Genomic DNA, 26,338 nt, shown 5'->3' with positions numbered 1-26,338 from the left:
CCGTTCCTCAGGCGTCTGCCACCGCAACGTACCAACGGTATGTCGATATGGTCAACACTCCGTCGAGATCGCCGACAAGGGGTTGGGCACCTGATACGGTGGCCACATGGCCACCGAACCCGCCGTCCGCAACCGTCCGGCACGCGGCCGGCGCGCGCCCCGGCCCAGCGGTGACGAGCGGGAGCTGGCGATCCTGGCCACCGCCGAGCGCCTGCTGGCGGACCGGCCGCTGAGCGACATCTCGATCGACGACCTCGCGCGCGGCGCGGGCATTTCCCGGCCGACGTTCTACTTCTACTTCCGCTCCAAGGACGCGGTGCTGCTCACGCTGCTGGACCGGGTCACCGAGGAGGCCGACCGGGCGTCGTCGGCGGTGTTCGACAACCCCGGCCCGACTCCCGCGGAGCGCTGGCGGCAGTGCCTGGACGCCATCTACACGACGTTCCGCGCCCACCGCTCCGTCGCGCTCGCCGCGGCGGAGGCCCGGCACACCAACGCCGAGGTGCGGGAGCTGTGGGCGGGGATGATGGGGACCTGGGTCAGCCGTACCGCGGAGGCCATCGAGGCCGAGCGGGCGCGCGGCGCGGCCCCCGCGGGCCGGCCGGCGCGGGAGCTGGCGATCGCGCTGAACCTGATGAACGAACGTGTCCTGTACGCGACCTTCGCGGGCGACGACCCGGCCGTACTGGAGGCGAACGTGGTCGACGTGCTGCTGGACGTGTGGCTGACCACCATCTACCGCACCACCGAACCGCCGGCCTGACCCGTTTCGGCGGCCGGCGGCCGGGTAGCCCGGGCGCATGGAACGCAAGCACGACGACGCCCGCGAGGACCTGCCCGGCGCCGAGGACTCCTCCCCGGAGGAGCAGGAGGTGCTGCGGGGCGAGCAGGGCACGTCCTCGGGTGACGAGCACGACGATTTCGATCCGCAGCAGGGCCGGTAGCTGGCATCCTGGGAGGCGTGGACCGCCTCGCCCGTTTCGAAGCCAACCGCCCGCGCCTGCTCGGCCTGGCCTACCGGCTGCTCGGCGAGGCGTCCGAGGCCGAGGACGTCGTGCAGGAGGCCTACCTCCGCTGGGACGCCAGCGACGGCGTCGAGGTGCCGGAGGCGTGGCTGACGAAGGTCGTCACGAACCTCTGCCTGACCCGCCTCACCTCGGCGCGGGCGCGGCGCGAGCTCTACACCGGCCCGTGGCTGCCGGAGCCGGTGTTCACCGAGCACGGCGAGCTGGGCCCGCTGGAGACCGCCGAGCAGCGCGACTCGCTGTCGATGGGGCTGCTTTTCCTGCTGGAACGGCTGACCCCGCCGGAACGCGCGGCGTTCGTGCTGCGGGAGGCGTTCGGCCACAGCCACCGCGAGATCGGCGAGATCCTCGACCTCGACGAATCCCACGTCCGCCAGCTGTACCGCCGCGCGCGGCAGCACGTCGGCGACGGGCGCAAACGCTTCACCGCGACGACCGAGCAGCGCCGCGCCATCGTGGAGCGGTTCCTCGACGCCACCGTCAAGGGCGATGTGGCCGCCCTGGAACGGATGTTCGCCGACGAGGTCGTGTCCTGGGCGGACGGGGGCGGCAAGGTCACCGCCGCCCGCCGCCCGATCCTCGGCCGCGACCGCGTCGCCCGGTACGTCGCCGGTCTGCACCGCGACCCGCGCGCGGCCGACATCGAGCTCTCGGTGCGCTCGATCAACGGCTCGCCCGGCCTCGCGCTGCACCTGCACGGCGAGCTGTTCGGAATCGTGCTGCTCGAACCGGGCGGGGACGGCGTGCTCGCGCTGCACACGGTCGTCAACCCGGACAAGCTCGCCTACGCCGCGGCCCAGAAGTGGTCAGCGTGAGTAGACGTTGACGTCGCCACCGAGGCCGAGCGCGGCCGGGTCGCGCCTGCCGGAGGCCGTGAGCACGAACTCCAGCGCGTCGGCCTCGACGGTGTCTCCCCCGCTGCCGATGTCGACCGGGCCGAAGCCGCGCAGTTCCAGGCGCGCGGGTCCCCAGCCCTTCTGGCGCAGGGATTCCGCGACCCAGTGCACGGCGGCGGTCAGCCCGCTGCCCCGTTCGGGCTCGCGGCCGAGCGCGGCGCGGATGTCGTCGCCGTGGACGTAGGCGTCGTACCACAGGGTCAGGACACCGTTGCCGACCGTCCGGCCCGGCACGCCGCTCGGCTTCGCCCACCGCTGATCGTCGAGTGTGGACAGTGCGGCCCGGAGTTTCGCGTTGGCTTCGCGGAGCATCGCGGCCAGTTCGGCGGGCTCGTGGTGCGCGAGGGCGACGGCCTGCTCGTCGGGGGTGCGTGTGCCGATGGTGCCCGCCGCGGTGTCCACGGCGTTGCCGACCACGTGCGCGGCGACGTCCCGCACCCGCCACTTCGTGCACCGGGTGGGCGTGTCCCAGCCGTCGGTCACCGACTCGACGAGTTCGGCGAACCGGTCGTATTGGCCGGTGGCGCCCTGGACGACCTGCCGCCGCGTCAGCACGACAGCTCCGCGGCGAGCCTGCGGACGGTTTCGGTGACGACGATCGCGTGGCCGCGGGCGTTGACGTGCAACCGGTCGGCGCTGTAGATCCCCGCGTCCGCGGAGGCCGGGTGGTCGCCGAGGTCGATGTACCAGGCGCCGTGGCGGTCGGCGACGCGGCGGGTGAGCCGCGCGAGCCGGCCCAGCCGCACGCGGAGCCCGTCGCGCCGGTCGTCGTCGGCGAGCGGGGACCGCGAGATGTCGAACAGGCCCATGACCACCACGGCGGCGCCGGCCGCGCGCAGGGCGGAGACGATCTCGGAAAGCGTTTCCTCGACCGCGACGGGGTCGAACGAGCGGCGCAGCATGTCGTTGCCACCGGCCGCGACCACGGCCAGGTCCGGCCGGAAGTCCAGGGCAGCGGCGAGCTGGGTGTCCCGGACCTGGGCGGCACGCAGGTCGCGCACGCCGAGGTTGGCGTAGGCCAGGCCGGGCTGCTGTTCGCGCAGCAGGTCGGCGAGCCGGTCGGCCCACGGCGGCGGCGGGTAGCCGTCGACCGGGTCGCCCAGCCCCTCGGCGACGCTGTCGCCCAGCACGGCGAGCCGCCGCCAGGGCGCGCCGCGCAGTGATCCAGTGAGCACGTCGGTCGTCATGGCTGCCCCCGTCGTCAAACTTTGTGGACGACCGTACTTTAAGTTTGGGAGCGAGATCCAGTCAAGGAGGTATTCGCAGGGGTTTTGCGACGGACGGGTGTCCGGTCAGTTGCGGCGCTGGCTGGGGATCGATCCGGCCCCGGCGCGCCGGGCCGCGACGACCAGACAGCGCTCGCACGGCATGCCCACCGGGCGGTCCAGCAGGTCCAGCTCGCCGCGGCGACCTTCGAAGCCGCAGTAGGCGACCAGCACACCGGGCCGCTCGGCCGGCAACGGGAAGACGTGGGCCACGCGCTGGGTCTCGCCCACGGTGCCGGACCGTGGCCGGGCGAGGACGAACGTCCCGTTCAGCCCTCCTGGCTCGTCGCGCACCTCGGGCACCCTCACCCATCCACTCACGGTGAGCCTCCTCTCCGGTGCACCCCGGTGGGTCCACTCCGGATACTCGTGCCGGTGGTTCCCTGGTGCGGGCACACGGCAAACGCCGTGGCGGGGTTTTCACCCGACAGTGCCGTGTTCGTCCACAGTGGGCAGCCGCGCGGCGAGCAGCCCGATCTGCTCCGGTTCGGCCGTGCAGGGCAGCAGCACGAGGTCGTCGGCGCCGGCCTCGGCGAGGCGGGTGATCTCCTTGTGCAGGTGGCCGCGGTCGGTGAGGACGTCCGGCCGCACCTGGTCGGCATAGGCGGGCCCGTAGTAGTGGGCGATGTAGTCGTCCGCGCGGCGCTCGGCGTCCGGCCCGAAGCAGAAGTACCGCTCGACGACGATCCGCGCCCGCGGCGAGATCGCGCGGACGGCCGCCACGCCTTGTTGGAGGACCGGCAGGCCGAAGGAGGGCGCCACCCAGCCGTCGGACAACCTGGCGGCGCGGGCGAAGCCGGCCGGGGTGAGCCCGGCCAGCAGGAGGCCTGGACGCCCGTCCGGCAATGCCGGGACCGGTCCGGAGGCGCCGTGCGTCTCGCCGCGCCAGACCGCGCGCATGGTCGCGAGGGTGTCCTCGAACGCGGCACCGCGGCGGGTCATCGGGACGTCGCTGGCCGCGTAGTCCTCCGGCCAGCCGCCCATCCCGAGCCCGACGGTGAGCCGGCCGCCGGAAAGCCGTTCCAGGGAGCCGATCTGCTTGGCGAGGAGCACGGGGTTGCGGCGGTAGCCGGCGTTGAGCACGGTGGTCAGCAGCTCGATCCTTGTGGTGCGCGCGGCCGCGGCAGCCAACGCGACGAGCGGATCGAGGTTGTCGTAGACGAGCCGGTCGATCACGCCCAGCGAGGCGAACCCGAGGCGCTCGCACTCCGCGGCCCAGTCCCCGATCGAGGTGAAGTCCGCCCCAGGCACAGCGGCGGGAAGTCCGATTCCGATACGCATGCGGTGGACGCTAAGGTCCGCCCGCGGCGGCGGTCTTGAACGGAACGGACACTCCCCCTCAGGCGCGGCGCGCCAGGTCCGCCCACCCGTCGGCGTCCAACGAAACGCACACCCGCATCACCGGCCCCGCATCCGACGGCGCCAAACCCCTGCGCCCGCCATCACAACCACCGTCCAAGCACTCCCACCCAGCTGCCACGCCCGCCCGCGCCGTCCCGACCAAACGCCCACCCGCCGTCAAACCCGCGCCGCGTCGAGCATCGGCCCCAGCTCGGCCACCACCGCATCCAACGGCGCCACATCCTCCTGCGCCCGCGCCATCACGATCGCCCCTTCGAGCGCGCTGATCATCACCATCGCGAGCGACCGGCAGCGCGCCTCCGGCACGCCCATCTCGCGCAGGCTGTCCGCCACCGGCCGCAGCCACGTCTCGAACCCCGCACACACGGCCTGCCGCAGGTTCTCGTTGCCCGCCACCACATCCGCCGTCGCCGCGACGAGCGGGCAGCCCGCCGCGAAACCCTCCTCGCGGAACTGGTCCCGCCACTGCGCCACCATCCCGGCGAACAACCCGGCCGGAGTCGGCGCGGCCTCGGCGTACCGCTTGACCCGCCGCGCCGCGAAGTCGCCGGACCACGCCAGCGCCTCGCGCACCAGCTGGTCCTTGCCGCCCGGGAAGTAGTGCTGCAGGGATCCCCGCGGCGCCGACGCGTGCTCCACCACTTCGCGCATCCCGGTGCCGCTCACCCCCTGCGTCCGGATCAGCTGCGCTGCGCTGTAGACCATCCGCTCCCGCGGCCCGCGCGTCACCTCGCCACCTCCCACACCGGTCCCGGCATCGTCAACTCGTAGTGGTACTCGCCGCGATCGGCCCCGCCGAGCAGCCGGAAACCCTGACCCCGCAACAAAGCCTTCGCCGCCACATTGTCCGCGTGCGTCACCGCCCGCACGGTCCACCCCTCCCACCGGCCCGAAGTCCGCAACCACGAAGCCATCGCCGTCGCGATCCCCTGCCGCTGCCACGGGTCGGCGACCACGATGCCGAGTTCCGCGACCCGCGCCTCGTCCGCCACCAGGTTCAGCAGCCCGGCAGGCGACCGCCCGCTGAACGCGACCAGCGCCACCCCGTGCGGCGGCCCGGCGAGGAGGTAGCGCCGGTAGCGGACGAGGACGTCCCGCGGATCCGGCTGCCCCGGCATCAGGAAGCGATTCCGGAGAGTCACCGCGGAGCAGGCCAGGACGAGTTCGGCGACCTCCGCCGAGGACGTGCCGTCCAGCTCGGTCACCGTCATGACAGCTGTCATAGAACCGGTGTACTCCTCGCTGTGCCCGGAAGCAAGCGCGGAGCGCGCCTAGACTGCCGGCATGCGGCGATGGGTGTCCCGGGTGGACCGGCAGGTGTTCGCGCGGGTGGCGGCGACCGATTCCGCGCTCCTGGACCGGGTGCTGCCCCGCCTCGGCCGCGCGGCCAACTACGGCGGCCTGTGGTGGGCGGTCAGCGGCACGCTCGCCGCGACCCGCAACCGCCGCGCGCGCCGCGCCGCCCTGCGCGGAATGCTGGCGCTGGGCATCGCGAGCGCGACGGCCAACGGCCTGAGCAAGCGGATCATCCGCCGCACCCGCCCGTCGACGGTCGCCATCCCGCCGGTCCGGCAGTTGCGGCGCGCGCCGTGGACGACGTCGTTCCCGTCCGGGCACTCCGCGTCCGCGGCCGCTTTCGCCGCCGGGGCCGCGCTGGAGTGGCCCGCGCTCGGCGTGCCGGTCGGGGCCCTCGCCGCCGGGGTGGCCACTTCCCGCGTGGTCACCGGCGCCCACTACCCGTCCGACGTGCTCGCCGGGATCGGTATCGGCCTGACCGCGGGCCTGGTCACGTTGTCGTGGTGGCCACGCACCCCGGCCGGCCCGTCGGACGCCGAACGGTGCCCGGCGCCCGCCCTGCCCACGGGCGAGGGGTTGGTCCTGGTGGCCAACTCGTCCGCGGGCAGCGCCGGCGCGGCGATCCTGGAGCAGGTCGCGGCGGAACTGCCGCAGGCCAAGATCGTCGAGCCTGCCGACGGCGAGGACCTGACCGAGGCGATGACCGAGGCCGCCCGGACCTGCCGCGTGCTGGGCGTCGCCGGCGGGGACGGCACGATCAACGTCGCGGCGCGGGTCGCCGCCCAGCACGACGTCCCGCTGCTCGTCGTCCCGGCGGGCACCCTCAACCACTTCGCGCGCGACCTCGGCGTGGAGACCCCGGACGATGCGATCACCGCGCTGCGCGCCGGTTCCGCGGTGCGGATCGACCTCGGGGTGGCGGACAGCCAGGTGTTCGTCAACACCTGCAGCACCGGTCTGTACACCGATCTGGTCCGCTACCGGGAGAAGTGGGAGAAGCGGATCGGGAAGTGGCCCGCGGTGCTGGTCGGGCTGGTGCACGTCCTGCGCCGGGCGAAGCCGCAAGAGCTGGTGGTCAACGACGAGCGGCGCCGGGTGTGGATGATCTTCGCGGGCAACGGTGCGTACCGGCCGCGCGGTTTCGCGCCCACGTACCGCCCCAGCCTGCACGACGGGCTGCTCGACATCCGCGTGGTGTACGCGGAAAGCCCGTTCGCGCGGACGCGGGTGGTGCTGGCGGTGCTGACCGGAACGCTGCGCTGGTGCACGCCATACCAGGACCGGCCCGCGGCGCCGCAACTGAAGATCAGCGCCCCGGGAGGCAGTCTGCGCCTCGCGGTGGACGGCGAGCTGACCGAGGTCCCGCCCGACGTGACGCTACGCAAGAATCGGGGCGCACTAGTGGTCTACCGCTGAGCGGGCCGCCCCGCGTGGACGCCTCTCCGGTTCGGGTTAACTGGCTAACTGGCTCAGCCATTCCCCAGCTTTCTCGCTGGCCAAGTGCCCAGCCACTCGCGCGGCTTCCCCTCCGGCGAACTGGCCCAGCCACTCACCCGGCTTCCCCGCCAGCCAACCGGCCCAGCCACTCGCCTGGCTTTCCCCCCGGCCAAGTGGCCCAGCCACCCGCCCAGCTTTCCCTCCAGCCAACTGGCCCAGCCACTCGCGCGGCTTCCCCTCCGGCCAACCGGCTCAGCCACTCGCCCGGCTTTCCCCCCGACCAACCGGCCCAGCCACCCGCCCAGCTTTCCCCCGGCCAAGTGGCCCAGCCACCCGCCCGGCTTCCCCTCCGGCCAACTGGCCCAGCCACCCGCCCAGCTTTCCCCCGGCCAACCGGCTCAGCCACTCATCCACCCCCAGCCAACTGACCCAGCCACTCGCCGGGCCCGGCTCCCTCACTGACCAACTGGCCCAGCCACTCGCCCAGACGTCCGTCACCGAGCGGCCCAACCACCCTCGACGACCTGCACTGCTCGACCCGGCCTGGCCACCGCACGCGGATTCCCGCCGGCCGAGTGGCTCAGCCACTGACCCGCCGCAGGTCAGACGACGTGACCTGTGACCAAGCCGAACCGGCGCCGCGCCGCCGGGTTCATCGCGCCATGCTCAGGCGTGTTCGGCGCGGGTCTTCAGGCGCTGGAGCGTCGCGGCGATGTTGGCGCGGTTCTTGTCCTCGCGCTGCCACACGCCGGTCACCAGTGAACTCGGCGCGCGGAACCAGCCCGGCCGCTTGTCCCATGTGCTTTCGGTCACCACACAGCCGTCGCCGGCGGGCTCGATGTCGTACTGCCACCGGGAAACCGGGATGCCCAGCGAACGCACCTCGAAGGCGAACCGCTTCCCCGCGTCGGCGTCGGTGATCGTGCTGACGGTGCTCCACAACCGCACTCCACGGCGGTTGATCCCGCGGAACCGCGCGCCGACCCGGGCGCCGGTCACGCCGCGTAGCCATCGGAACCCGCTGTACTCCTCGGCCAGCTCGGCGAGCACGCCGGGATCGCTCACCAGGTCGTACACGCGCGCCGGTTCGGCCGCGACCTCGATCCGGCCCGTGGCACTCGGCCCCGACTGGCCCATGGACACCTCGCAACGTCGCGAACAGTTACATACCTACAGTATGTATCTCCGCGGTGCTCGTCAACAGCGCGCTCACACGACGGGCTAGACGGGCGTCGTCGGTGGGGGTGACGGTGATGCCGTCGCCGTCACGAGAAACCAGGTACCGGCCGCGTGACGAGTCGAACCAGGTGACCACAGTGGACGATCGTGTACCGGCGTGCACGCCGATCTGCCCGCCGCTGGAACGGCTTCCGGCCAGAGCGTCCACTGCGAACGGATCCACCGGCGCGCCGGGTGCGCCGGGCGGGAACACCGCGACGATCTCCGGAACCAGCGCGGCGGGCGGGATCTCGGTCAGCCAGATCTCGCCACCGGCGAGCACGGCCAGCACCCCGGTCCGGCCCGCTGCCGCGGCGAGGGCGCGGACCGGGTACCCGATGTGCCCGACGGCGTCGATCGACACCTCCGGACCGGCCAGCAGGGCGAGCAGCGTTTCCAACCGGGGATCGAGCCGACGACCGGACGCCAGGCCGCGTTCCGCGCACGACCGGTACACCTCATCGGTGAGCCGGGCCCGGACTGTGAACGTGCGGCCGACGCTGGGCACTCGCAGCGGATACGGCACGGGCGGCAGGTCGAGGTCGCCCCAGAGCAGGTCGAACTCGGGTGCGGACAGGACGAAGTCGGGTCTTCGGGGGGTCATGCCGGCCACGCGGCGGGGACCCGGCCGCCTGCGCCGGGCCCCGCCGCCTCGCCGAACCGGACGGCGAACGCGCCGCCACCGCTACCCGGGCTCCCGGCGCCGCCGAAACCGGCGGCGCCGGGGCACAACGAGCCAACACCGCCGGAACCCGGGATCGCCGGGCCGGTGGTGCGCGTGCCGGGCGGCCGGGGCGAGTTCGTCACACCCGGCCGGTGGGTGGCGCCGCCCGCGGCGCCGCTGATCGCGGACGCGGGCGGAACCGGCGGATCACTCCGCCGGAAGTCATTGCCCCGCAACGCCGATGCCGCCGCGGAGGAAGCAGAAGCTGCTGGCCGGGGCAAATCACCGGGCCGGGGATCCTTACGCCGCAAGGGCGATGCCGCACCGGCCGAAGCAGATGCGGACGGAACCAATGGATCACTCGGCCGGAAATCATCCGCCAAGGCCGACGCCGCTCCGGGAGAAGCGGAGGGAGCGGGCGGAACCACCCGCCGGAAGTCACTGTCCCGCCACGCCGAAACCGCTGCCGGAGAACTGGACGCAAGCGAAGCCGGCGGATCACTCCGCCGGAATTCATTGTCCCGCGCCCCCGATACCACCCCGGCCGACGCGGGCGAAGCCAAGAGCTCGCTCCGGCCGGAGTCCTTGTCCCGCAACCCCGATACCGCTTCGGGCGAAGCAGACACGCTCCGCCAGGAGTCAGTTTCCGGCAACACCGCGACCGCCCCGCGCGAAGCGGACGGAACCGCGGGATCACTCCGCCGTAAACCATCCGCCAAGGCCGACGCCGCTCCGGGGGAAGCAGACCCTCGCGGCACCTGGTGCCCTGCGCCGACATCCATCGGCGGCGATGGCCGGGAACCACCGGAACTCCTGGGCGCTTCGGTCTGCTGCGGGAGCGACGCACCTGCCTCCGCCGCCCCGGAAGCGAACGCGGCCATCACCGACACCGCTTGGTTGTGCGCTCGCCACGCGTGCTCGGCGGCGGGACGTAGGTCGTCGGCGGCTTCGTAGAGAGTGGCGATCCCGCCGCGGGCGAACAGGCGCTCCAGGGTCTCGTCCAGGTCGAACGGCGCCGGTTCCGGCATTGCGGCGCGGGCGGCCTCTGCGGCGGGGCCGGCGGCGTGCACCGTCTCATACAGTTCGTGATGGCTGCGCGCGGCCCAGTTCTGAGCGTCCTGCTCGCCCACGTCCGCGCTCCCTGTACTGATCGTTCCCGCCGAAATCACGCTCAGTGAAACCCGAAGACGTACCGCTGCGCCAGCGACCGAACGCCGCCATGCCCTATCGGACGGTCAACCCTGCCCGGCCACACCCACCGCCCACCGCCCGCGCCTGCCGACGGCGCACGCCCGCCAACCGACCTCGCCCCCGCCGCAACACCAGCGCCAACTCACCCCAGCCCGACAGCAAAAGCTTCCCCGGATCCGCCCCTTGCCTGGCGCCCAGGTCGGCGCACACCGCCACCGCCTACCGACGGCGCACGCCCGCCAACTGACCTCGCCCCCGCCGCAACAGCGCCACCTCACCCCAGCCCGGACCACAAACGCCTCCCCGGATCCGCGGCTGCCGGGGTACCCAAATCCTCACACCACCAGCGCCTACCGACGGCGCACGCCCGCCAACCGACCTCGCCACCGCCGCAACACCAGCGCCACCTCACCCCAGCCCCGACAACAAACGCTTCGCCAGATCCGCCGCCGCCTCAGTGCCCAGGTCCTCGCACACCGCCAGCGCCTCGCGGCGGTGTTCGGCCGCCAGTGGGCCTCGTCCGGTCGCTTCCAGCACCAGCGCCAGCTCCGCGAGCGCCTGCGCCCGCTGCCAGCGCGTCAGCACCTGCGTGAACACCTGGAGCGCCGCCTGCAGGCAGTCTTCCGCCAGGCCCAGCCGCCCGGCTTCCCGCCACGCCGCGCCCTCCTGGACGGCGCATTCGCCGCCCGGCACGGGGAAACCGCCCTCGTCGAACAACCTCCGCGCGGTCCGGAACGCCTCGGCGCCACCCGGCCAGTCACCGGTCTCCGTCAGCGCCCTGCCGAGCAACTGGAACGTCAGCGCGCGGAAGAACCGGTACGTGAACGGGTTCGCGTCGTCCCGGTAGCGTTCGGTGTCGGCGAGCACCTCGCGGTGCACCAGCAGCGCCTCGCCGGGACGGCCGACCGCGCACAACACCTTCCCCAGCACGTTGCGGATCGACCCCTGCCCCATCCAGAAATCCATGTCCGCCAAGCCGACCGACCGCTCGACGTGGTCCAGCGCCTCCTCCGGCCGCCCCAGCCGCAGCAGCACCGAACCGAGATACCCGAGCGCCCACGTCTGCTCGCGCCGGTCGCCGATCTCGGTCGCGATCGCCAGCGCCTCCTCGTGCGCGGCGCGGCCACCTTCGTTGTCGCCGAGGCAGTAGTACCTCGCCCAGCCGAGGAAGTTCAGCAACACCGCCTCGTCCGCGCGGCTGCCCAGCGCCCGCGCCGCGTCCACGCCGAGCGCGAACACCTCGTCCCACGGCAGCTGCTGGATCCGGCCGTCCGAGAACCAGTGCAAGGCTCTGGCCAGGTCCACCACCTGCCGGTGCTTGCCGTGTGCGAGCGCGGCCCGTTGCGCGGCGAGCCAGTTCGCCGCCTCCGTGTCGAGCCAGGCCGCGGCCTCCTCACGCGTCGCGAACCGGCTCGCCTCCAGCGAATCCCGCAGCGCGTCCGGGTAGAACAGCCGCCCGGCCTCGATCCCGGTGTCCAGCAGGTGGTCCAGCACCGAGCACGTCGCGGCCGACGTCTCGCCGGCATCCTCCTCGACGGCCAGCCGCTCCCGCGCGAACAGGCGGATCAGGTCGTGGAAGGTGTAGCGCCCGGGCACGCTGCCCTCCTGCAGCAGGTTCGCGTCGACCAGCTCGTCGATGTGGGCCCGCACGTCCGGGGTCGCCATGCCGGTGGCGACGGTCGCCAGGTCGGCGCCGAAATCCGGGCCCGGGATCACCGCCAGGCGGCGGAACACCAGCCGCGCCGCCGGGGACAACCGGCGGTGCGACATCTCGAACGCCGACCGCACCCGCAGGTCCCCCGCCGACAACGCGGCCAGCCGCGTGCTCTCGTCACGCAACTGGTCGACCAGGTAGGCGATCGTCCAGTGCGGCCTGGTCGCCAGCCGGTTCCCCGCGATCCGCACGGCGAGCGGCAGGTTCCCGCACAGCTCGGCCAGCTCCCCCGCCGCGGCCGGCTCGGCCCGCACCCGGTCCGGCCCCGCGATCGCCGCGACCAGCGCGGAGGCGTCCGCGGTCTCCAACGGCCGCAGCCACAGCCAGCGCGCCGACTCCAACCCGGCCAGCGCGCGGCGGCAGGTGATGAGCGTCAGGCATCCGGTCGCGGCCGCCAGCAGCGGGCGGACCTGGGCCTCGTCGGCCGCGTTGTCCAGCAGCACCAGGACCCGGCGACCGGCCAGCAGCGACCGGAACAACGCCGACTGCTCGGCGACCGCGGCCGGGATCTCCGCCGCAGGGACGTTCAGACCACGCAACAGGACGTCCAGTGCGGCGCGCGGGGTGACCGGCTGGTCGTCCATGCCGCGCAGGTCGACCGACAGAAAACCGTCCGGGAACTCGGCCGCCAGCAGGTGCGCGGCCGTGCGGGCCAGCGCAGTCTTGCCGACGCCCGGGTGCCCGACGAGCGACACGACCACGCCGCTCGGGATGGTGAGCGCGTCGGCCGCCGCTCGGCGCAACGTGTCCAGCTCGTGGCCGCGGCCCACCAGGTCCGGCACCGCGGCCGGCGGCGGCCCCGCGAACGGCACGACTGGTCTGGACCTGCGGCGACGGCCGTCGCGGGCCGCGGCCAGGAAGTCTTCGCGGTTGCCGCCGGTCAGCCCGAGCGCGTCGGCGAGGGCTTCGGTGGAGCGGCGCTGCGCGGCGCGGGCGCGGCCGCGCTCCAGGTCGGACAGGGCCCGCACGCTGACCCCGGAGGCCTGCGCGAGGTCGGCCTGCGTGAGCCGGGCCGAGCGGCGATGGCGTAGCAGCAGTTCACCGAAGGTCGGATCCTCCCCCGGCGACCCTATGTCCACTGTCTCGCTCACCGCCACCCATTAAACCGGCAGAACTGCGAGCGCCGAAACCTGCCGGTGCTTCCGCCTGGTTCCGCCTGTATCGGTACGGTTAGGTGGCCCTATGCCGTACAGCACCGCTATGCGGGATGTCCCCGGCGGCAGGCCCGCCGCCCGCCTGCACGCCGTCCCGGCGGCCGACCGCGCGGTGGTCCGCGTCGCGGTACTGGCCGACGACGTGTTCCTGCGCGCCGGCCTGCTCAGCGAGATCCAGGGCAAACCCGGCATCCACGTGGTCAACGGGACGCCCGCGTCGGCGGACGTCGTGGTCGCGATGACCGAGTCGGTGGCCGGCCTGCCCGAACTGGTGGCCGACGCCCCGACGAACGCGCGGCTGGTGCTGATCACCGACGCGCCCCGCCCGGCGGAACTGTGGACCGCGATCGAGAACGGCCTGGTGGTGTTGCTCCCGCGCGCGGAGGCCACGACCGCCCGGCTGTTGCGCGCGATCGCCGACGCGCACCAGGGCCACGGCCACCTGCCTGCCGAGCAGCTGGGCCAGGTGCTGCACGGGCTGGCCCGCCTGCAGCGCGAGGTGCTGGCGCCGCGCGAGCTGATGCTGAACGGGTTGTCCCGCCGCGAGACCGAGGTGCTGCGCCGCCTCGCCGACGGCCAGGACACGGCCGAGATCGCCGCGGAAATGTCCTATTCGGAGCGCACGGTCAAGAACATACTGCACAGCCTCACCAGCAGGCTGGGGCTGCGCAACCGCACGCACGCCGTGTCCTACGCGCTACGCAACGGGCTCATCTGAGCGGTGGGTGGCGGACACGCCGAGGCGAGGCGGCGCCTCGGCGTGTCCGCTGGTCCCGGGCCAGGCGATGGCCGGCCCGGGAGTTCGGGGTCAGGCCACGGACGTCACGGGCCAGCGGTCTCCGGTGAAGTCGCGCAGCTCGGCCGCTTCCGGCGCGCCCAGCTCGTCGAACAGGGCGTAGGCGCGGCGCCAGTAGTCCTGTGCCAGGCCGGCTCGCGCGGCGCAGCGGTGCAGTTCGGCCAGTTCGTTGAGCGCCCGCGCCTGCTGGTAGCGCTCGCCCCGGTTGATCGCCGCCCGCAACCCGGCCTCGATCAGGTCCGCGGCGGTGAGCAGGTCGCCGATGTCGCGGTGCACCCCGCCGAAGTCGATGAGCACTTCGCTCTCGGTCGCCGGTCCGCTGACCGTGCGGACGATCCGCAGCGCCTCGTTGAGGTTGCCGAGCGCGTCGTCGAACCGGCCGGTCTGCCGGTAGGTGTTGCCGAGCCGATGCCGCGCGTAGGCGATCCGCGGCTCCAGGCCGTGCGCCTCGGCGAGGTCGACGGCTTCCTTCAGGTGCTCGATCGCCTCGCGGTGCCTGCCCAGCCGCCGCCACGCGTCGCCGAGGTCGGCCAGCGCGCCGCTCTCCCCGTCCGGGTCGCCGGCCTGCCGGGACAGCACCAGCGCGTGCCGGTACTGGTCGACGGCCTCGTCGAGCCGGCCGAGCGTGGCCAGCGTGGCGCCGAGGTTCGCGGCGACAACGCTTTCCAGCCGGGCGTCCCCGGCGCAACGGACACCGGCCGTGCGGAACAGCCGCAGCGCCTCGGGGAACTCACCGACGCGGTGGCAGAGCACGGCCAGCGCGGTCAGCGAGGTGGCTTCCAGTTCGCGCTCGCCGTTCGCGCGGTGCAGGTCGATCGCGCGCAGGAACTGCTCACGCGCGTCGGCGGCGCGGCCGTGGTGCAGGTACGCGGCCGCGAGGTCGGAGCGGGTATGCGCCTCACCGACCCGGTCCTGCGCCGCGGTCGCGGCCGCCAGCGCGGCCTCGTGCGTGTGCACCCAGTCGTGGTCGTGGCTGTAGCCGTAGAGGTACAGGTACGCGCGCAGGCAGCGGGTCAGCTGCCAGGCGTGCGTCGGCCAGCCCTGCTCGGCGGCCAGGCTGACGGCGGCGATCAGGCACGGGCGCTCGGCCTCCAGCCACCGCTTCGCCGCCTCGCGGTCGGGCAGCACCGGGCCGTGCGCGGGCGCGGCGCCGGTCAGCGGGATGTGCTTGGCCGGGTAGATCAGCTGCGTGGCGCGGGCGGCGGTGTGCAGGTAGAAGTCGAGCACGCGGGTGATCGCGGCGCGCCGGGCCGGCTCCGGCTCGTTGTCGCGGGCAAGGCCGCGCGCGTACTCGGCGAGCAGGTTGTGCAGCCGGTACCGGTCGCGGGTGACGACGGTGACCAGGTTCTCGTCCACGAGACGGTCGAGCAGCCACCGCGCCCGGGACGGGGTGAGCCCGGCGAGCGCGCCGACCGACTCGGGGGTGAAGTCCGCGCCGGGGTGCAGGCCCAGCAGGCGGAACAGGCGCTGCTCCTCGGCTGCGAGCGCCTGATAGGACAGTTCGAACACCGCGCGCAGCCTCCGGCTGCCCGCGGCCAGTTCGTCGATGCGGTCACCGGTTTCGGCCAGCCGGGCGGCGAGGTCGGCGACTGTCCACGTAGGACGGGACTGGAGGCGACGGGCGGCGAGCGCGACGGCCATCGGCAGCCAGCCGCACAGTTCGCCCACCCGGCGGGCGGCCTCGGGTTCGCTCTCCACCCGCTTGGCGCCGACGACGCGGACGAGCAGTTCGCGGGCCTCGGCCGGGGTGAAGACGTCCAGCGGCAGGGTGCGGGCGCCGTCGAGGGCGAGCGCGCGGCGGCTGGTGACCAGGACGAGGTTCGTCGGCCCGGCAGGCAGCAGCGGCAGGATCTGGTCCTCGCTGGCCGCGTTGTCCAGCAGCACCAGCACATCCCGGCCGTAGACGCGGTCGCGGTACAGGGAGGCGCGCTCGTCGAGGCTCGGCGGGATCTGGTCGCCGGGGACGCCGAGCAGGCGCAGGAACGACGCGAGCACCGCGGCCGGGTCTGCGGGCGGCTGGTCGGAGTGGCCGCGCAGGTCGACGTAGAGCTGGCAGTCGCCGTAGCGGCCCTCGGCGAGCAGCTGGTGCGCGACGTGCACGGCGAGGCGGGTCTTGCCGACGCCGGCCATGCCCTCGATGAGCGCGATGCCGACCGCGGTGCCGCCGTCGATCGCGCGGAGCCCGTCGCGCAGGGTGGTCAGCTCCGCTTCGCGGCCGCTGAAGTCGGCGGTGTCGAGCGGCAGCTGGCGGTGGGCGCTGACCGGGGCGAACTCCGGCCGCGCGACCTCCTGGCGCAGGACGCGCTGGTAGGCGGTGGCCAGTTCCGGCCCGGGGTCCGCGCCGAGTTCGCCCGCGAGGCGGCGGCGCAGGGTGTCGAACACGTCGAGCGCGGCGGCCTGCTGGCCACTGCCGGCGAGGGCGATCATGAGGCGCGCGTGGACGGCCTCGTGGAGCGGATCGGCCTCGGCGACGCGCTGCAGGAGCGGCAGAACCTCCTGGTAGCGCCCGAGATCCGAGGCGGCGCCCGCGTACTCGACGACGACGGCCCGGTACTCGCGCACGAGCGCGACGACGATCGGGTGGGAGTCCAGTGCGCTCAGCCCTTCGAGCGGTTCGCCCCGCCAGAGACCGACGGCTTCGGCGAAGAGACCGCACGCTTCGGCGAGTTCGCCCTCCTCGCGGACATGCCGCGCGCGGGCGACGAGCTGGCGGAAGAGGAGCAGGTCGTGCTGCCCCTCGGCGACCTTGAGCTGGTAGCCGCCGCGCGCGGAGACGATGAAGCCGTTCTCCGGGTCCCCCTGCAGGCGGCGGCGCAGGCGGGAGATGCGGGACTGCAGGAGGTCCACGGTGCCGTGCTCGGGCTGGTCGCCCCAGACGGCTTCGACGAGCGCGTCCCGGCCCACGGGGGCGTTCGGAGACAGCGCGAGGAGCGCGAGGAGGGTGCGCTGGGTTTCCGAGCCCGGATCGACCGGTTCGCCGTCCGCGATGACCCGCAGCGGCCCGAGAACCTCGACCCGCAGCCCGCCGCCGGTGGCCTGCTCGCTGCCCGCCTCGCGAAGCAGCTCGCCCAGCTCCACACGGGACAGGCCCAGCACGTCGCCCAACTTGCGCAGAGTGGACACGCGCGGCCGGGTGACACGTCCCTGCTCGACGTCACGCAGGCCCGCCACGCTGAGCCCCGCCAGGTCGGCGACCTCCCGCTGGGTGAGGCCCGCGCGCCGGCGGAAGCCCTGGACCAGCGCGCCCAAGCGGCTCCGCGAACCGTCGCTCATTCGTTCACCGCCCCGATCTCGTCGTTCGCAGCCTGGGACGCAGTGATGCGCCAAGCCGTTCCCGCGTTACTCCGACAGAGTTACAAACTCCGCTTCGAAAATGCTTCGAAGGGAGGTGGTGGGCGCGTTGGTCGCTTGGAGTTAACGCAGGTGTTGCCTGGTGAGTGCGGGCGGTGAGGGGCGGTTGCGGAGGGTGATCATGAGTTGGGGCGGGGGTGGTGGGCTCGGTGGCTGGACTGGGTCGCGGTGGCTCGTGGGGCGTTGGGGCCGGCTCGTGTGGCGATGAACGGACCATTCATCCCTTCCCGGCGTGGGTGGCTCCCTCACCGGTGCACGACAGCGCCACTCACGCGGCCATGAACGGACCGTTCATCCCTTCCCGGCGGCAGTGGCTCCCTCACCGGTGCACGAGGAGGCCACTCGCGCGGCGATGAAACGGACCGTTCACGCTTCACAGCACGGCTGGTCCCTTCACCGGCGCACGACAGCGCCACTCACGCGGCCATGAACGGACCGTTCATCCCTTCCCGGCGGCAGTGGCTCCCTCAGCGGTGCACGAGGAGGCCACTCGCGCGGCGATGAAACGGACCGTTCACGCTTCACAGCACGGCTGGTCCCTTCACCGGCGCACGACAGCGCCACCCGCGCAGCGATGAACGGACCGTTCATCCCTTCTCGACGCGAGTGATTCCTTCCCAGCGCGAGTGGCTCCCTCACCGGCGCACGGACGTGCCGCTCGCGCGGCGACAAAAGGACCATTCATCGCTTCACAGCACCGCTGGTCCCCCCACCGGCGCACGACAGCGCCACCCGCGCGACGATGAACGGACCATTCATCGCTTCACAGCACGGCTGGCCCCTCCACCGGCGCACGACAGCGCCACCCGCGCGACGATGAACGGGCCATTCATCGGAGCGGGCATCCGCCCCGCCCCGCCAGCCGCCGCAGCCACCCAGCCGTTCCAGCCACCCCAACCACCCAGCCGTTCCAGCCACCGCAACCACCCAGCCGCCGCACGGCAACCACAGCAGAAACCCCAGCCACCGAACCAGCCACCGCGGCAGTTACGCCGACCACTCCGAGACGCTGTCCAGCTTCGCGCGGATCTGGCCTCCGTCCGGCGACCCCAGCTCCTCCAGCAACTCCAGCGCGGCCCGCCAGGCGCGTTGAGCCGCGGCCGAATCGCCCCGCGCCAGGTGTGCGTCGCCGAGGCGGTCCAAGGTTCGGCTTTCGTAGTAGCGGCTTCCGTGGCGCCGGTAGAGCCCCACGGCGGTCTCGTAGCAGCGCACCGCCTCGTCCAGGTTTCCCAGCGACTGCTGCGCGTACCCGACGCTGTCCCACGCGTTGGCCTCACCGACCAGGTTCCCCAGCTCGGCCTGCACCGCGATCGACTCCTTGCAGTGCGCCAGCGCCTGCTCGTAGTCCCCCAGCCGGGCACAGCTCCAGCCCATGTTGTTCAGCGCGCTGGCCGCCCCGTACCGGTTCCCCGCCGCCTGGAACAACTCCAGCGCCCGCCGCGCGTGGTGGAACTCCTCGGCGTAATCCCCGAGCCGGTCGCACACCCACGTGAGCCCCTGCCGCACGTCGGCCTGGTACCCCAGGTCCCCCAGCTCCTCGAACAGGTCCAGCGCCCGATCCAGCTGCGCCCGCGCCTCCTCGTCCCGCCCCAGCGCCGTCAGGATGACCGCGAGCCCCCGGTGGCTGTGCGCCAGCGCGACCGGGTCCCCGAGCCGCGCGGCCGCCTCCAGCGCCACCTCGTACGTCCGCGGCTCCCCCAGCCAGTGCCTGCCCTGCCGCACGAACGTGTGGCTCAACGCGCACGCCAGCTGCCACGCGTGCGTGTCGAACCCGGACGCGGCCGCGCGGTCGATCGCCGCCACCAGCACCGGGTGCTCGGCGGCGAACCAGGCGCCGGCGTCCGCGGGCGGCTCCACCACCACAGCCGGCGCCGGCGGGTCCAGCGACAGCGGCTCGCGTTGCGGGCTCAACGTCGCCGCGCCCGCGTGCGCCGTGTGCACGTAGTGGTCGAACATCCGCCGCACCGCCGCGGTCCGCTCCGCCTCCGCGTCCTCCTCATGCGTCAGCTCGATCGCGTACGCCCGCAGCAGGTCGTGGAACGCGTACCGCCCGGGGGCGCGCTCGGCGACCAGGTGCGCGCGCGTCAGCTCGGCCAGCAGCGGCCGCACCCGGGACACCCCAAGCAGGCTCGCGGCCGCGGCGACGGTCACGTGCGGCCCGGGGTGCAGGCCGAGGAACCGGAACAGCCGGGCCGCGTCCGCGCTGATCGTGTGGTACGACCACGAGAACACCGCGCGCACGTCGGAACTCGCGTCGTCGCCCTCGAAAGCGTCCAGTCTGCCGCGCGCGGCGCACAACTCGGCGGCCAGCTCGCCCAGCGTGAACCCCGGGTTCGTCGCCGCCCGCGCGGCAACGATCGCCAGCGCCAGCGGCAGCCGCGCGCACAACGTGTTGATCGAGGCGACCGCCTCCGGCTCCGCCGCCACCCGGTCCGCCCCGAGCCGCCGCGCGAGCAGTTCGCGCGCCTCCGCGTCGGACAGCAGGTCCAGGCTCACCGGCGCCGCGCCCTCGACCGCTACCAGCCCGGCCAGCTGGTTCCGGCTCGTCACCAGCGTGAAACTGCCGGGCGCGCCGGGCAGCAGCGGCCGCACCTGCTCGGCGTCGCGCGCGTTGTCCAGCACCACCAGCACCCGCTTGTCCGCCAGCAGACTGCGGTAGAGGCTCACCTGCGCCTCCACGCTCACCGGGATCCGTTGCGCCGGAACAGCGAGCGCGTCGAGGAACCGCCGCACCGCCTCCGCCGGGCTCATCGCGCACGCGCCGGGATCGAAGCCGCGCAGGTTGACGTACAGCTGCCCGTCCGGGAACCGCTCCCGCACCCGGTGCGCCCAGTGCACCGCGAAAGCCGACTTGCCGACACCCGCGCCGCCGCTGACGACCGCCACCGACACCGACGGCCGGTCACCACTGCCGTCCAGCGGCAGCAACGCGTCCAGCCGCGCGAGGTCGCGCATCCGCCCGGCGAACTGCGGCACGTCACCGGGCAACTGGCGCGGCACCGGCCCCTCCTCGGGCTCGTCGCGCAGCAGCCGCACCTGCGTGTCCCGCAGCAGCGGCCCCGGCTCGACGCCGAGTTCGTCGATGAGCCGCGACCGGACCGCGGTGTAGACCTCCAACGCCTCGGGCGTGCGGCCGCAGCGGTGCAACGCGAGCATCAGCAGGGCCTGCAGGCGTTCCCGGAACGGGTTGTCATCGGCCTCCTGCCGCAGCCCGGTGACCACCGACCGGTGCCGCCCGGCGGCGAGTTCGGCGTCGAAGTAGTCCTCCAGCGCGCTCAGCCGCTTCTCCGCGAGCGGCGGGCCTTCCCGGTCGAGCAGCGACTGGGTGACCCCGCCCAGCGCCGGCCCCTGCCACAGGTCGAGCGCCGCGCGCAACCGCCGGGCCGCCTCCCCGACACGGCCGGCGTCGAGGTCCGCGCGCGCCCTGGCGACGGCGTCGTCGAACTCGTGCAGGTCCAGCTCACCCGGCCCGACCTCGATCACGTACCCCGGCGCGCGCCTGCTGATCACGTCGGCACCGATCAGCTTGCGCAGCTCGGAGACGTACACCTGCACCTGGCCACGCACCGTCGCCGGCGGCGCGGCGCCCCAGACCAGGGCGAACAGCTGCTCGTCCGGCACCACGCGCCCGGCGTTGAGCAGCAGCGCCGCGAGCACCGAGCGCTGCTTCGGCCCGCCCAGCCGCACCGGCCCGTCCGGCCCCGACACCTCGATCGGGCCCAGCAGCCGGTACCGCACCGGGCGGGACGGGGTCGCGGGCACAGTTCGTTCTCACCTTTCCGCGTGCGGGACGGCAACCGGGGAACGGGCCGCTAGGAGTCGGCCAGGTCCGCCGCGATCAGGTCGGTGATCTCCAGCACCGCCTGCCCGGACAGCACCAGCTGGGTGTCGGCGCCCGGGTTGAAGCACAGCACGTGCCGCTCGTCCGGCCACCGGGCGAACACGTTGAACAGCAGGTCCGTCGTGTGGTGCTGCTCTTTGCCTGCGACCGCTTCGAGCATCGCCACCGACGAGAACACCGTGATCACCGGGATCTCGTCGGTGCCTGCCAGCTGCCACGGCAGCGGCGGGATGCCCGGCAGGTCGTTGACCGGCACCGGTCCCGTGGTCGGGACCACCACCTCACCGCTTATCAGCGCCTGCATGTACGCGTCCTCGTTCCGCTCCGCCAGCGCCGCGGCCAGCGCGTTCTCCAGAGCGTTGGACGGTGGCAGGTCGGTCCGCGGTTCCGCCTCACCGGCGAATTCCGCGAGCGCCAGCAACGGGACGAGGCGGCGCACTTCGTCCCGGACGACGTCGCGCAGCTCCGACACCGGCGCGGTCGCCTGCCGCCCCTCGGCCAGTTCGGGCACCACGGCGGGCGGCAGGACGGCCGTGATCGGCAGGCCGGGGTCGATGATGAAGCGGGCCTCGTCCTCCTCGCGCACGTTCGCGGTCAACTCGGCGAACGTCGCGGTGACGTGGCCGCGCGCGACCGGCCCGAGGAACCGCCCGAGCGCGGCGGGCGAGGTGAAGACCAGGATGTCGTGCTCGGTCAGGCCGAGTTGACGTGTCACCTCGTCCCGCTCGGCGGTGCCCGGATCGGGGAGCACCGGGACGTAGAAGGTCGCGTCCAGGACCAGCCGCGCGTACCGCCGCGGGTCCCCGTCCTCGATCGCCGTCATCAGTGCGTGCTCGAGGTCATTGCCCGGCTGCCAGGAAGGTTCCACGCGTGCTTGCCTCTCTGCGGTACCTTTTGTCCTGCAAACCCTAGTCGGCCGAACCACGGAAGCCATGCCACGCACCCTCTTCGTCGCCCCGGACCAGCGCGGCGCCCTGCCCACCATCCGCGACGCGCTCGAAGCGGCCGACGACGGGGCGGTCATCTCGATCGCGCCCGGTGACTACCCCGAGCCGATCTCGATCACACGTCAGCACGTCACGCTGTCCGCGCGCGAGTCCGGCAGCGTCACGATCAGCTCGCCGTTCCCGGACCAGCCGGTGGTGTCCGTGACCGACGCGCGGGTCGAGCTGATCGGGCTGAAGCTCACGTCCGAGGAGCACTCCGCGGTCCGCGTGCGCGGCGGCCAGGTGAAGATCGTCGAGTGCACGGCGACGGCCCGGTTCGCGCCGGGAATCGACGTCGCGGGCGCCGACCGCATCGAGATCCGCAACAGCCACATCACCGGATCGCAGTACGGGATCGTGGTGGAGGAGTCCGACGGCACCATCGACCGCTGTGAGATCCGCGAAATCGCCGACGACGGGGTCATCGTGCGGCTCGGCGCGCGCATCAAGGTGCAGCACACGACGATCGCCGGGTGCGGGTTCCGCGGCGTGTACATGTACCAGGCCGGCGACTCGAGCCTGGATCGGTGCGACGTCTCGCAGACCGGCGACGCCGGGATCGCGGTGGCCGACCAGAGCTCGCCGACGATCAGCACCTGCTGGGTGCACGACACGCAGGGCGTCGGGATCAGCGTGGGCCGCGGCTGCGGCGGCGTGATCGAGGACTGCCGCGTGGAGAACACCGCGGTGCCGGGCATCCACCTCGCCGACGGCGCGCGCGCCGAGATCCGTGAGGGGGACCCGTCGCGCGGCAAGGTCCCGGTCGGCGCGGTCGCGACCACCGGCAACCACCAGGACCTGGAGACGGTCGACAAACTGCTCGGCGAGCTGGACGGCATGATCGGCCTGGCGAGCGTCAAGGCCGAGGTGCGCGGTCTGATCGACGAGATCCAGGTCAACGAGTGGCGCCGCAGCGAGGGCCTGTCCGTCGGCACGGTCAGCAATCACCTCGTGTTCGCCGGCGCGCCCGGCACCGGTAAGACGACGGTCGCGCGCATCTACGGCCAACTGCTGAAGGCCCTGGGGATCCTGCCGAACGGGCGGTTCAAGGAAGTCTCGCGGCGGGATCTGGTCGGCCAGTACATCGGGCACACCGCGGAGAAGGCGGCGTCGGCGTTCGAGGAAGCGCGCGGTGGCGTGCTGTTCATCGACGAGGCGTACACGCTGTCCCGCTCCAGCGGCAGCGGCGCCGACTTCGGCCAGGAAGCCATCGACACGCTGGTGAAGCTGATGGAAGACCACCGCGACGAGGTCGCCGTGATCGTCGCCGGGTACACCAACGAGATGGCCAAGTTCATGGACGCCAACCCCGGTCTGGCGTCGCGGTTCAACAAGACGCTGGTCTTCGAGAACTACAGCCCCGAGGAACTGGTGTCGATCAGCCTGCACATGGCCCGCAGCGACGACTACCTGCTGGGCGAGGATCTCGACGTGGCGCTGCTGGAGTGGTTCGCGCAGATGGAGCGGGACCAGAACTTCGGTAACGCGCGCGAGGCGCGCAAGCTGCTGGAGCGGATGCGCAAGGCCCAGTCCACGCGTCTGCGGTCGCTGGGACACCGCCCCACCCGGGACGACCTGCGCACCCTCACGCTGGACGACCTGCTGGAAGCGGTGCGCGGCACGGGCTGAGTGTCCGGACGGCCGGGTCGGCGCGGGCCGCCCCGGCCGGCGGGGAACCAGGCGGCGGTCCTGGCGTCCACCGGCGCGGCCCCACTCCGGCGAACCACTGCTCAAGTCCATCCGCCAGCACCATCGAAGGCGTCGGCGTCCGCATCGCCAACCCCTCCTGGCCCTCACCGCCACCATCTGGCACAACCGCGCCACCAGCCAGCCCACCACCCGATCCCTGACCGCCTACGACCACTGACCGAGTTACGCATCACTCGTCTAGGCCTCGATCGCGAAGGTCTTCACCAGCTGATCGAGCGCCCGCGGATCCACCAGGACGTAAGCCTCCTCGCCGAGCGGGACGAAGCGCCGCGGACCGGGCGGGCTCAGTGCGCCGGCGATCTCGTCGACCGTGAGCAGGTCGAAGTACTTGCCCTGGTCGTCGGGGGTGAACTCGTGCCGCTGTCCGTTGTGGACGAAGGACAGTTCGAAGTCGTCGCTCAGTTCGAGGTTCTCGCAGCTCGTGCCGGCCACGGTGGCGAAGCGGTTTGCCAGGTCGCCGTAGGCGGGAGGGACCGTGTAGCTCTTCGGGTCGAACTCCACCAGCACACCCTCGGCCTCGAACAGGTCCCGCACGAGTCGTGCTGGCACGGTCTCGCCGGGTCCGTTCCCGAGGTACTCCTCAGCGGTCGCACGGGAGATCAGTCCGAGTGCGACCATCTCGGCGGCGATCTGCCCGGGCCCCGCGGTCGCGTCGATCCGGGCCACGGCCTCGTCGCGGTAACTCGCCGCCCAGGGGAACGGTCCTGGAAACGGCGACTGGTCCACGACCCATCCGAGCAGCGACGCGCCGTCCGGCCCGCGTGGGCGCTGCGGTGGTGCGCCGAAAAGCTGATGGAGAGTCACGAGGAAAACACGCACACGTTCCTTGTTCGTGGAGGCACTGGCGGCAACTCGGCGACCTCCGGTTCGCCACGCGCGGCGAGCGCCCCGATGGCTTCGACGACGTGGCTGTCGGAGTCGTCCGGGTTGGGCCCGAACCGGTCCGTGATCTCCTCCGAGACCTCAGCGACGGGCCACACCTTCGCCGCCGCGGCGAGGAAGTGCACGCTGTCCAGCGGCCACTTCTCCCGGTAGGACGGCTCGTCCGCGGCCCGCGAGATTCGCAGCAGGACCGGGCCCGCCTCGGCGATCCGCAGCTCACCGCAGGCCGACGCCAGCCCGCGCAACTCCGGGGACACGCTGTCGCGCAGGGGAAGCCCGATCGCGCCGAGCACCCGCGCCGCCCACGGCGCCACGAGGTCGGCGTACTCGGGGTAGCTCTCGCCCAGCGCCCCGATCCCGTCGGCGAGCAGGCCGGTGCACGCGTCGTCGGCCAGGGTCGCGGCCAGCGCCTTGCGCGCGCCTCCGAGCCGCGCCAGCGCGAGCGTCGCCGGGACCCGGGACTCCGGTGCCCCGTCGCGCGCCACCTCGCGGAGCCGGTCGCGTTCGGACTCGCTCGCGCGCCGCAGCAACCGGAGGTCGTCGCCGGAGTACCGCAGGTCGATCTCGGCCGGGTCGGCGAGGATCCGCCTCAGCCGGTTGCCCACGCTCAGACCCCGGGCGTGCTGCCGTTGCCCGGCTGCCCCTCCACCGGGCCGCCCGCCGCGGCCGCTTCCGCGATGGCCGACACCAGTTCGGGCACGCTGCTGCCGGGCAGCGTCAGCTCCATGCTCGTGCCCGGGTTGAAGCACAGCACGTGGTCGTCACCCGGCCAGTTCACCAGCACGTCCAAAAAGGACACCACGGTGCGCGGGCCGCCGCCGGGAGCGACGACGTCCAGGACGCCCTCGGAGCTGAACACCGGCACCACGGGCGTTTCGTCGTCGCCGAGGACGCGCCACGGGAACTCGCCGTTCTCGATCAGCGACGGGTCCGCGACCGGCGCCGCGGTGGGCACCACGACATCGGAACCGATGAGCGCGAGCAGGAAGGCGTCGAAGTCCAGTTCCGCCACCGCGTCGCGGAGCCGTTCCTCCAGCTGGTTGGACGGCTGCAGCGCCGCCGCGGCCTCCTCGTCGCCACCCAGCTCCGCCAGCGCCAGCCGCCGCACCTCGGCGAGCACCTCGTCGACCATCGCGTTCTGCACGTCCTCGACCGGGACCAGCTCCTGCCGCCCCTCGGCCAGGTCGTCGACCTCCCCGAGGACGAGGTACACGCCGATCGGGACGCCGGGGTTGACGACGAGCTGGGCGTGGTCGGGGTGGATCTCCCGCAGGCCAGCGATGTCGGTCCGCCGCCAGCTGTCGACGACGCCGCCGAGCGCCCAGTCCAGCGATTCCTCGGAGGTGAACACGATGACGTGGTTGCCTTCGGGCATCGGCAGGCTCACCGGCCACGGATCACCCGGTTCCGGGGTGGCCGGCACGTACAGCGGAGCTTCGCGCAGCAACTGCGCGAAGCTCCGGCTGTCGCTCTCCTGCAGCGCGGCCAGCATGTCGCTCTCGACCTCGTTGGACGGGCGCCACTGAAAGTCCACTCCAGACACTTCCTCT

The 26,338-nt window shown here is 73.0% G+C and carries 21 protein-coding genes; 6 read left to right on the top strand and 15 right to left on the bottom strand.

Annotated features, from left to right (window positions below; translation table 11 throughout):
* Positions 1-106: 106 nt before the first annotated feature.
* The 3 genes from ACCP09_RS32605 to sigJ are packed head-to-tail and all read left to right on the top strand — an operon-like array spanning position 107 to position 1,840.
* Positions 107-763, top strand: a complete 657-nt coding sequence (locus tag ACCP09_RS32605) for a TetR/AcrR family transcriptional regulator (RefSeq protein ID WP_017981417.1) — start codon at positions 107-109, stop codon at positions 761-763.
* A gap of 37 nt (positions 764-800) precedes the next feature.
* Entirely contained in the window at positions 801-944 is a 144-nt protein-coding gene (locus tag ACCP09_RS32600; RefSeq protein WP_167344599.1) for a hypothetical protein, read from the top strand.
* A 17-nt stretch (positions 945-961) separates the two neighbouring features.
* A complete protein-coding gene (sigJ, locus tag ACCP09_RS32595; RefSeq protein ID WP_431904087.1) occupies positions 962-1,840 on the top strand; it encodes an RNA polymerase sigma factor SigJ in 879 nt (292 codons plus the stop codon).
* Here sigJ and ACCP09_RS32590 read toward each other — a convergent pair.
* The 6 genes from ACCP09_RS32590 to ACCP09_RS32565 form a co-directional block, all read right to left on the bottom strand.
* A complete protein-coding gene (locus ACCP09_RS32590) occupies positions 1,832-2,476 on the bottom strand; it encodes a maleylpyruvate isomerase family mycothiol-dependent enzyme (RefSeq protein WP_433752582.1) in 645 nt (214 codons plus the stop codon). The genes sigJ and ACCP09_RS32590 overlap by 9 nt on opposite strands.
* Positions 2,470-3,108 (bottom strand): SGNH/GDSL hydrolase family protein, encoded by a 639-nt coding sequence (locus ACCP09_RS32585; RefSeq protein ID WP_027931405.1) that lies wholly within the window; start codon positions 3,106-3,108, stop codon positions 2,470-2,472. The genes ACCP09_RS32590 and ACCP09_RS32585 overlap by 7 nt, the downstream gene beginning before the upstream one ends.
* 105 nt (positions 3,109-3,213) lie before the next feature.
* Entirely contained in the window at positions 3,214-3,507 is a 294-nt protein-coding gene (locus tag ACCP09_RS32580) for a hypothetical protein (protein ID WP_400981488.1), read from the bottom strand.
* A 99-nt stretch (positions 3,508-3,606) separates the two neighbouring features.
* Positions 3,607-4,467: an LLM class flavin-dependent oxidoreductase gene (locus tag ACCP09_RS32575; protein WP_433752580.1), complete on the bottom strand. Its 861-nt coding sequence runs from the start codon at positions 4,465-4,467 to the stop codon at positions 3,607-3,609.
* Positions 4,468-4,704: 237 nt separating this feature from the next.
* Entirely contained in the window at positions 4,705-5,277 is a 573-nt protein-coding gene (locus ACCP09_RS32570; protein WP_433752578.1) for an LmrA/YxaF family transcription factor, read from the bottom strand.
* Positions 5,274-5,771 carry a GNAT family N-acetyltransferase gene (locus ACCP09_RS32565; RefSeq protein ID WP_228684836.1) on the bottom strand — a complete coding sequence of 166 codons (498 nt, stop codon included), beginning with the start codon at positions 5,769-5,771 and terminating at the stop codon, positions 5,274-5,276. The genes ACCP09_RS32570 and ACCP09_RS32565 overlap by 4 nt, the downstream gene beginning before the upstream one ends.
* A 61-nt stretch (positions 5,772-5,832) precedes the next feature.
* Here ACCP09_RS32565 and ACCP09_RS32560 point away from each other — a divergent pair, with 61 nt between their 5' ends.
* Complete coding sequence (locus ACCP09_RS32560; protein WP_433752576.1) at positions 5,833-7,260, top strand: bifunctional phosphatase PAP2/diacylglycerol kinase family protein; 1,428 nt, start codon at positions 5,833-5,835, stop codon at positions 7,258-7,260.
* Between the two features lie 687 nt (positions 7,261-7,947).
* Here ACCP09_RS32560 and ACCP09_RS32555 read toward each other — a convergent pair.
* From ACCP09_RS32555 to ACCP09_RS32545, 3 genes are all read right to left on the bottom strand, one after another.
* Complete coding sequence (locus ACCP09_RS32555) at positions 7,948-8,418, bottom strand: SRPBCC family protein (RefSeq protein WP_037322581.1); 471 nt, start codon at positions 8,416-8,418, stop codon at positions 7,948-7,950.
* A 25-nt stretch (positions 8,419-8,443) separates the two neighbouring features.
* Positions 8,444-9,103 (bottom strand): ESX secretion-associated protein EspG, encoded by a 660-nt coding sequence (locus ACCP09_RS32550; protein ID WP_378365978.1) that lies wholly within the window; start codon positions 9,101-9,103, stop codon positions 8,444-8,446.
* A 1,659-nt stretch (positions 9,104-10,762) separates the two neighbouring features.
* Positions 10,763-13,165 (bottom strand): ATP-binding protein, encoded by a 2,403-nt coding sequence (locus tag ACCP09_RS32545; RefSeq protein WP_433752573.1) that lies wholly within the window; start codon positions 13,163-13,165, stop codon positions 10,763-10,765.
* Between the two features lie 85 nt (positions 13,166-13,250).
* Between ACCP09_RS32545 and ACCP09_RS32540 the strand changes: the two genes are divergently transcribed.
* On the top strand, positions 13,251-13,940 hold the full coding sequence (locus ACCP09_RS32540; RefSeq protein WP_231960612.1) for a helix-turn-helix transcriptional regulator: 690 nt from the start codon (positions 13,251-13,253) through the stop codon (positions 13,938-13,940).
* Positions 13,941-14,030: 90 nt separating this feature from the next.
* On the opposite strand, the gene ACCP09_RS32535 is transcribed toward ACCP09_RS32540, so the two are convergent.
* The 3 genes from ACCP09_RS32535 to ACCP09_RS32525 all read right to left on the bottom strand — a co-directional run bounded on the left by ACCP09_RS32535 (position 14,031) and on the right by ACCP09_RS32525 (position 22,144).
* Positions 14,031-17,291 carry a BTAD domain-containing putative transcriptional regulator gene (locus ACCP09_RS32535; protein ID WP_433752571.1) on the bottom strand — a complete coding sequence of 1,087 codons (3,261 nt, stop codon included), beginning with the start codon at positions 17,289-17,291 and terminating at the stop codon, positions 14,031-14,033.
* A 1,065-nt stretch (positions 17,292-18,356) separates the two neighbouring features.
* Positions 18,357-21,131, bottom strand: a complete 2,775-nt coding sequence (locus tag ACCP09_RS32530) for a BTAD domain-containing putative transcriptional regulator (protein ID WP_433752569.1) — start codon at positions 21,129-21,131, stop codon at positions 18,357-18,359.
* Positions 21,132-21,181: 50 nt separating this feature from the next.
* Positions 21,182-22,144: an SseB family protein gene (locus ACCP09_RS32525; protein WP_378363793.1), complete on the bottom strand. Its 963-nt coding sequence runs from the start codon at positions 22,142-22,144 to the stop codon at positions 21,182-21,184.
* Between ACCP09_RS32525 and ACCP09_RS32520 the strand changes: the two genes are divergently transcribed.
* The gene (locus ACCP09_RS32520) at positions 22,143-23,825 is read left to right on the top strand and encodes a right-handed parallel beta-helix repeat-containing protein (protein WP_378336835.1); all 1,683 of its coding nucleotides are present in this window, start codon (positions 22,143-22,145) and stop codon (positions 23,823-23,825) included. The two genes, ACCP09_RS32525 and ACCP09_RS32520, sit on opposite strands and share 2 nt — an antisense overlap.
* A 258-nt stretch (positions 23,826-24,083) precedes the next feature.
* On the opposite strand, the gene ACCP09_RS32515 is transcribed toward ACCP09_RS32520, so the two are convergent.
* From ACCP09_RS32515 to ACCP09_RS32505, 3 genes are all read right to left on the bottom strand, one after another.
* Complete coding sequence (locus tag ACCP09_RS32515) at positions 24,084-24,632, bottom strand: hypothetical protein (protein ID WP_433752566.1); 549 nt, start codon at positions 24,630-24,632, stop codon at positions 24,084-24,086.
* Between the two features lie 74 nt (positions 24,633-24,706).
* Positions 24,707-25,393 (bottom strand): hypothetical protein, encoded by a 687-nt coding sequence (locus ACCP09_RS32510; RefSeq protein ID WP_378336832.1) that lies wholly within the window; start codon positions 25,391-25,393, stop codon positions 24,707-24,709.
* Between the two features lie 2 nt (positions 25,394-25,395).
* A complete protein-coding gene (locus tag ACCP09_RS32505) occupies positions 25,396-26,322 on the bottom strand; it encodes an SseB family protein (protein ID WP_433752564.1) in 927 nt (308 codons plus the stop codon).
* Positions 26,323-26,338: the final 16 nt, after the last annotated feature.

The sequence above is a fragment of the Amycolatopsis sp. 3B14 genome (assembly GCF_050958625.1).
Taxonomy (GTDB): Bacteria; Actinomycetota; Actinomycetes; order Mycobacteriales; family Pseudonocardiaceae; genus Amycolatopsis_E; species Amycolatopsis_E thermoflava.
Note: the sequence above shows the minus strand (reverse complement) of the source record. Positions and strands in the feature narration are given on the sequence as shown.

Coding starts and splice junctions, on each gene's coding strand:
- ACCP09_RS32605 (WP_017981417.1), top strand. CDS start 107: ATGGCCACCGAACCCGCCGTCCGCAACCGTCCGGCACGCGGCCGGCGC.
- ACCP09_RS32555 (WP_037322581.1), bottom strand. CDS start 8,418: ATGGGCCAGTCGGGGCCGAGTGCCACGGGCCGGATCGAGGTCGCGGCC.
- ACCP09_RS32540 (WP_231960612.1), top strand. CDS start 13,251: ATGCCGTACAGCACCGCTATGCGGGATGTCCCCGGCGGCAGGCCCGCC.
- ACCP09_RS32585 (WP_027931405.1), bottom strand. CDS start 3,108: ATGACGACCGACGTGCTCACTGGATCACTGCGCGGCGCGCCCTGGCGG.
- ACCP09_RS32525 (WP_378363793.1), bottom strand. CDS start 22,144: ATGGCTTCCGTGGTTCGGCCGACTAGGGTTTGCAGGACAAAAGGTACC.
- ACCP09_RS32535 (WP_433752571.1), bottom strand. CDS start 17,291: ATGAGCGACGGTTCGCGGAGCCGCTTGGGCGCGCTGGTCCAGGGCTTC.
- ACCP09_RS32565 (WP_228684836.1), bottom strand. CDS start 5,771: ATGACAGCTGTCATGACGGTGACCGAGCTGGACGGCACGTCCTCGGCG.
- ACCP09_RS32600 (WP_167344599.1), top strand. CDS start 801: ATGGAACGCAAGCACGACGACGCCCGCGAGGACCTGCCCGGCGCCGAG.
- ACCP09_RS32575 (WP_433752580.1), bottom strand. CDS start 4,467: ATGCGTATCGGAATCGGACTTCCCGCCGCTGTGCCTGGGGCGGACTTC.
- ACCP09_RS32560 (WP_433752576.1), top strand. CDS start 5,833: ATGCGGCGATGGGTGTCCCGGGTGGACCGGCAGGTGTTCGCGCGGGTG.
- ACCP09_RS32550 (WP_378365978.1), bottom strand. CDS start 9,103: ATGACCCCCCGAAGACCCGACTTCGTCCTGTCCGCACCCGAGTTCGAC.
- ACCP09_RS32520 (WP_378336835.1), top strand. CDS start 22,143: ATGCCACGCACCCTCTTCGTCGCCCCGGACCAGCGCGGCGCCCTGCCC.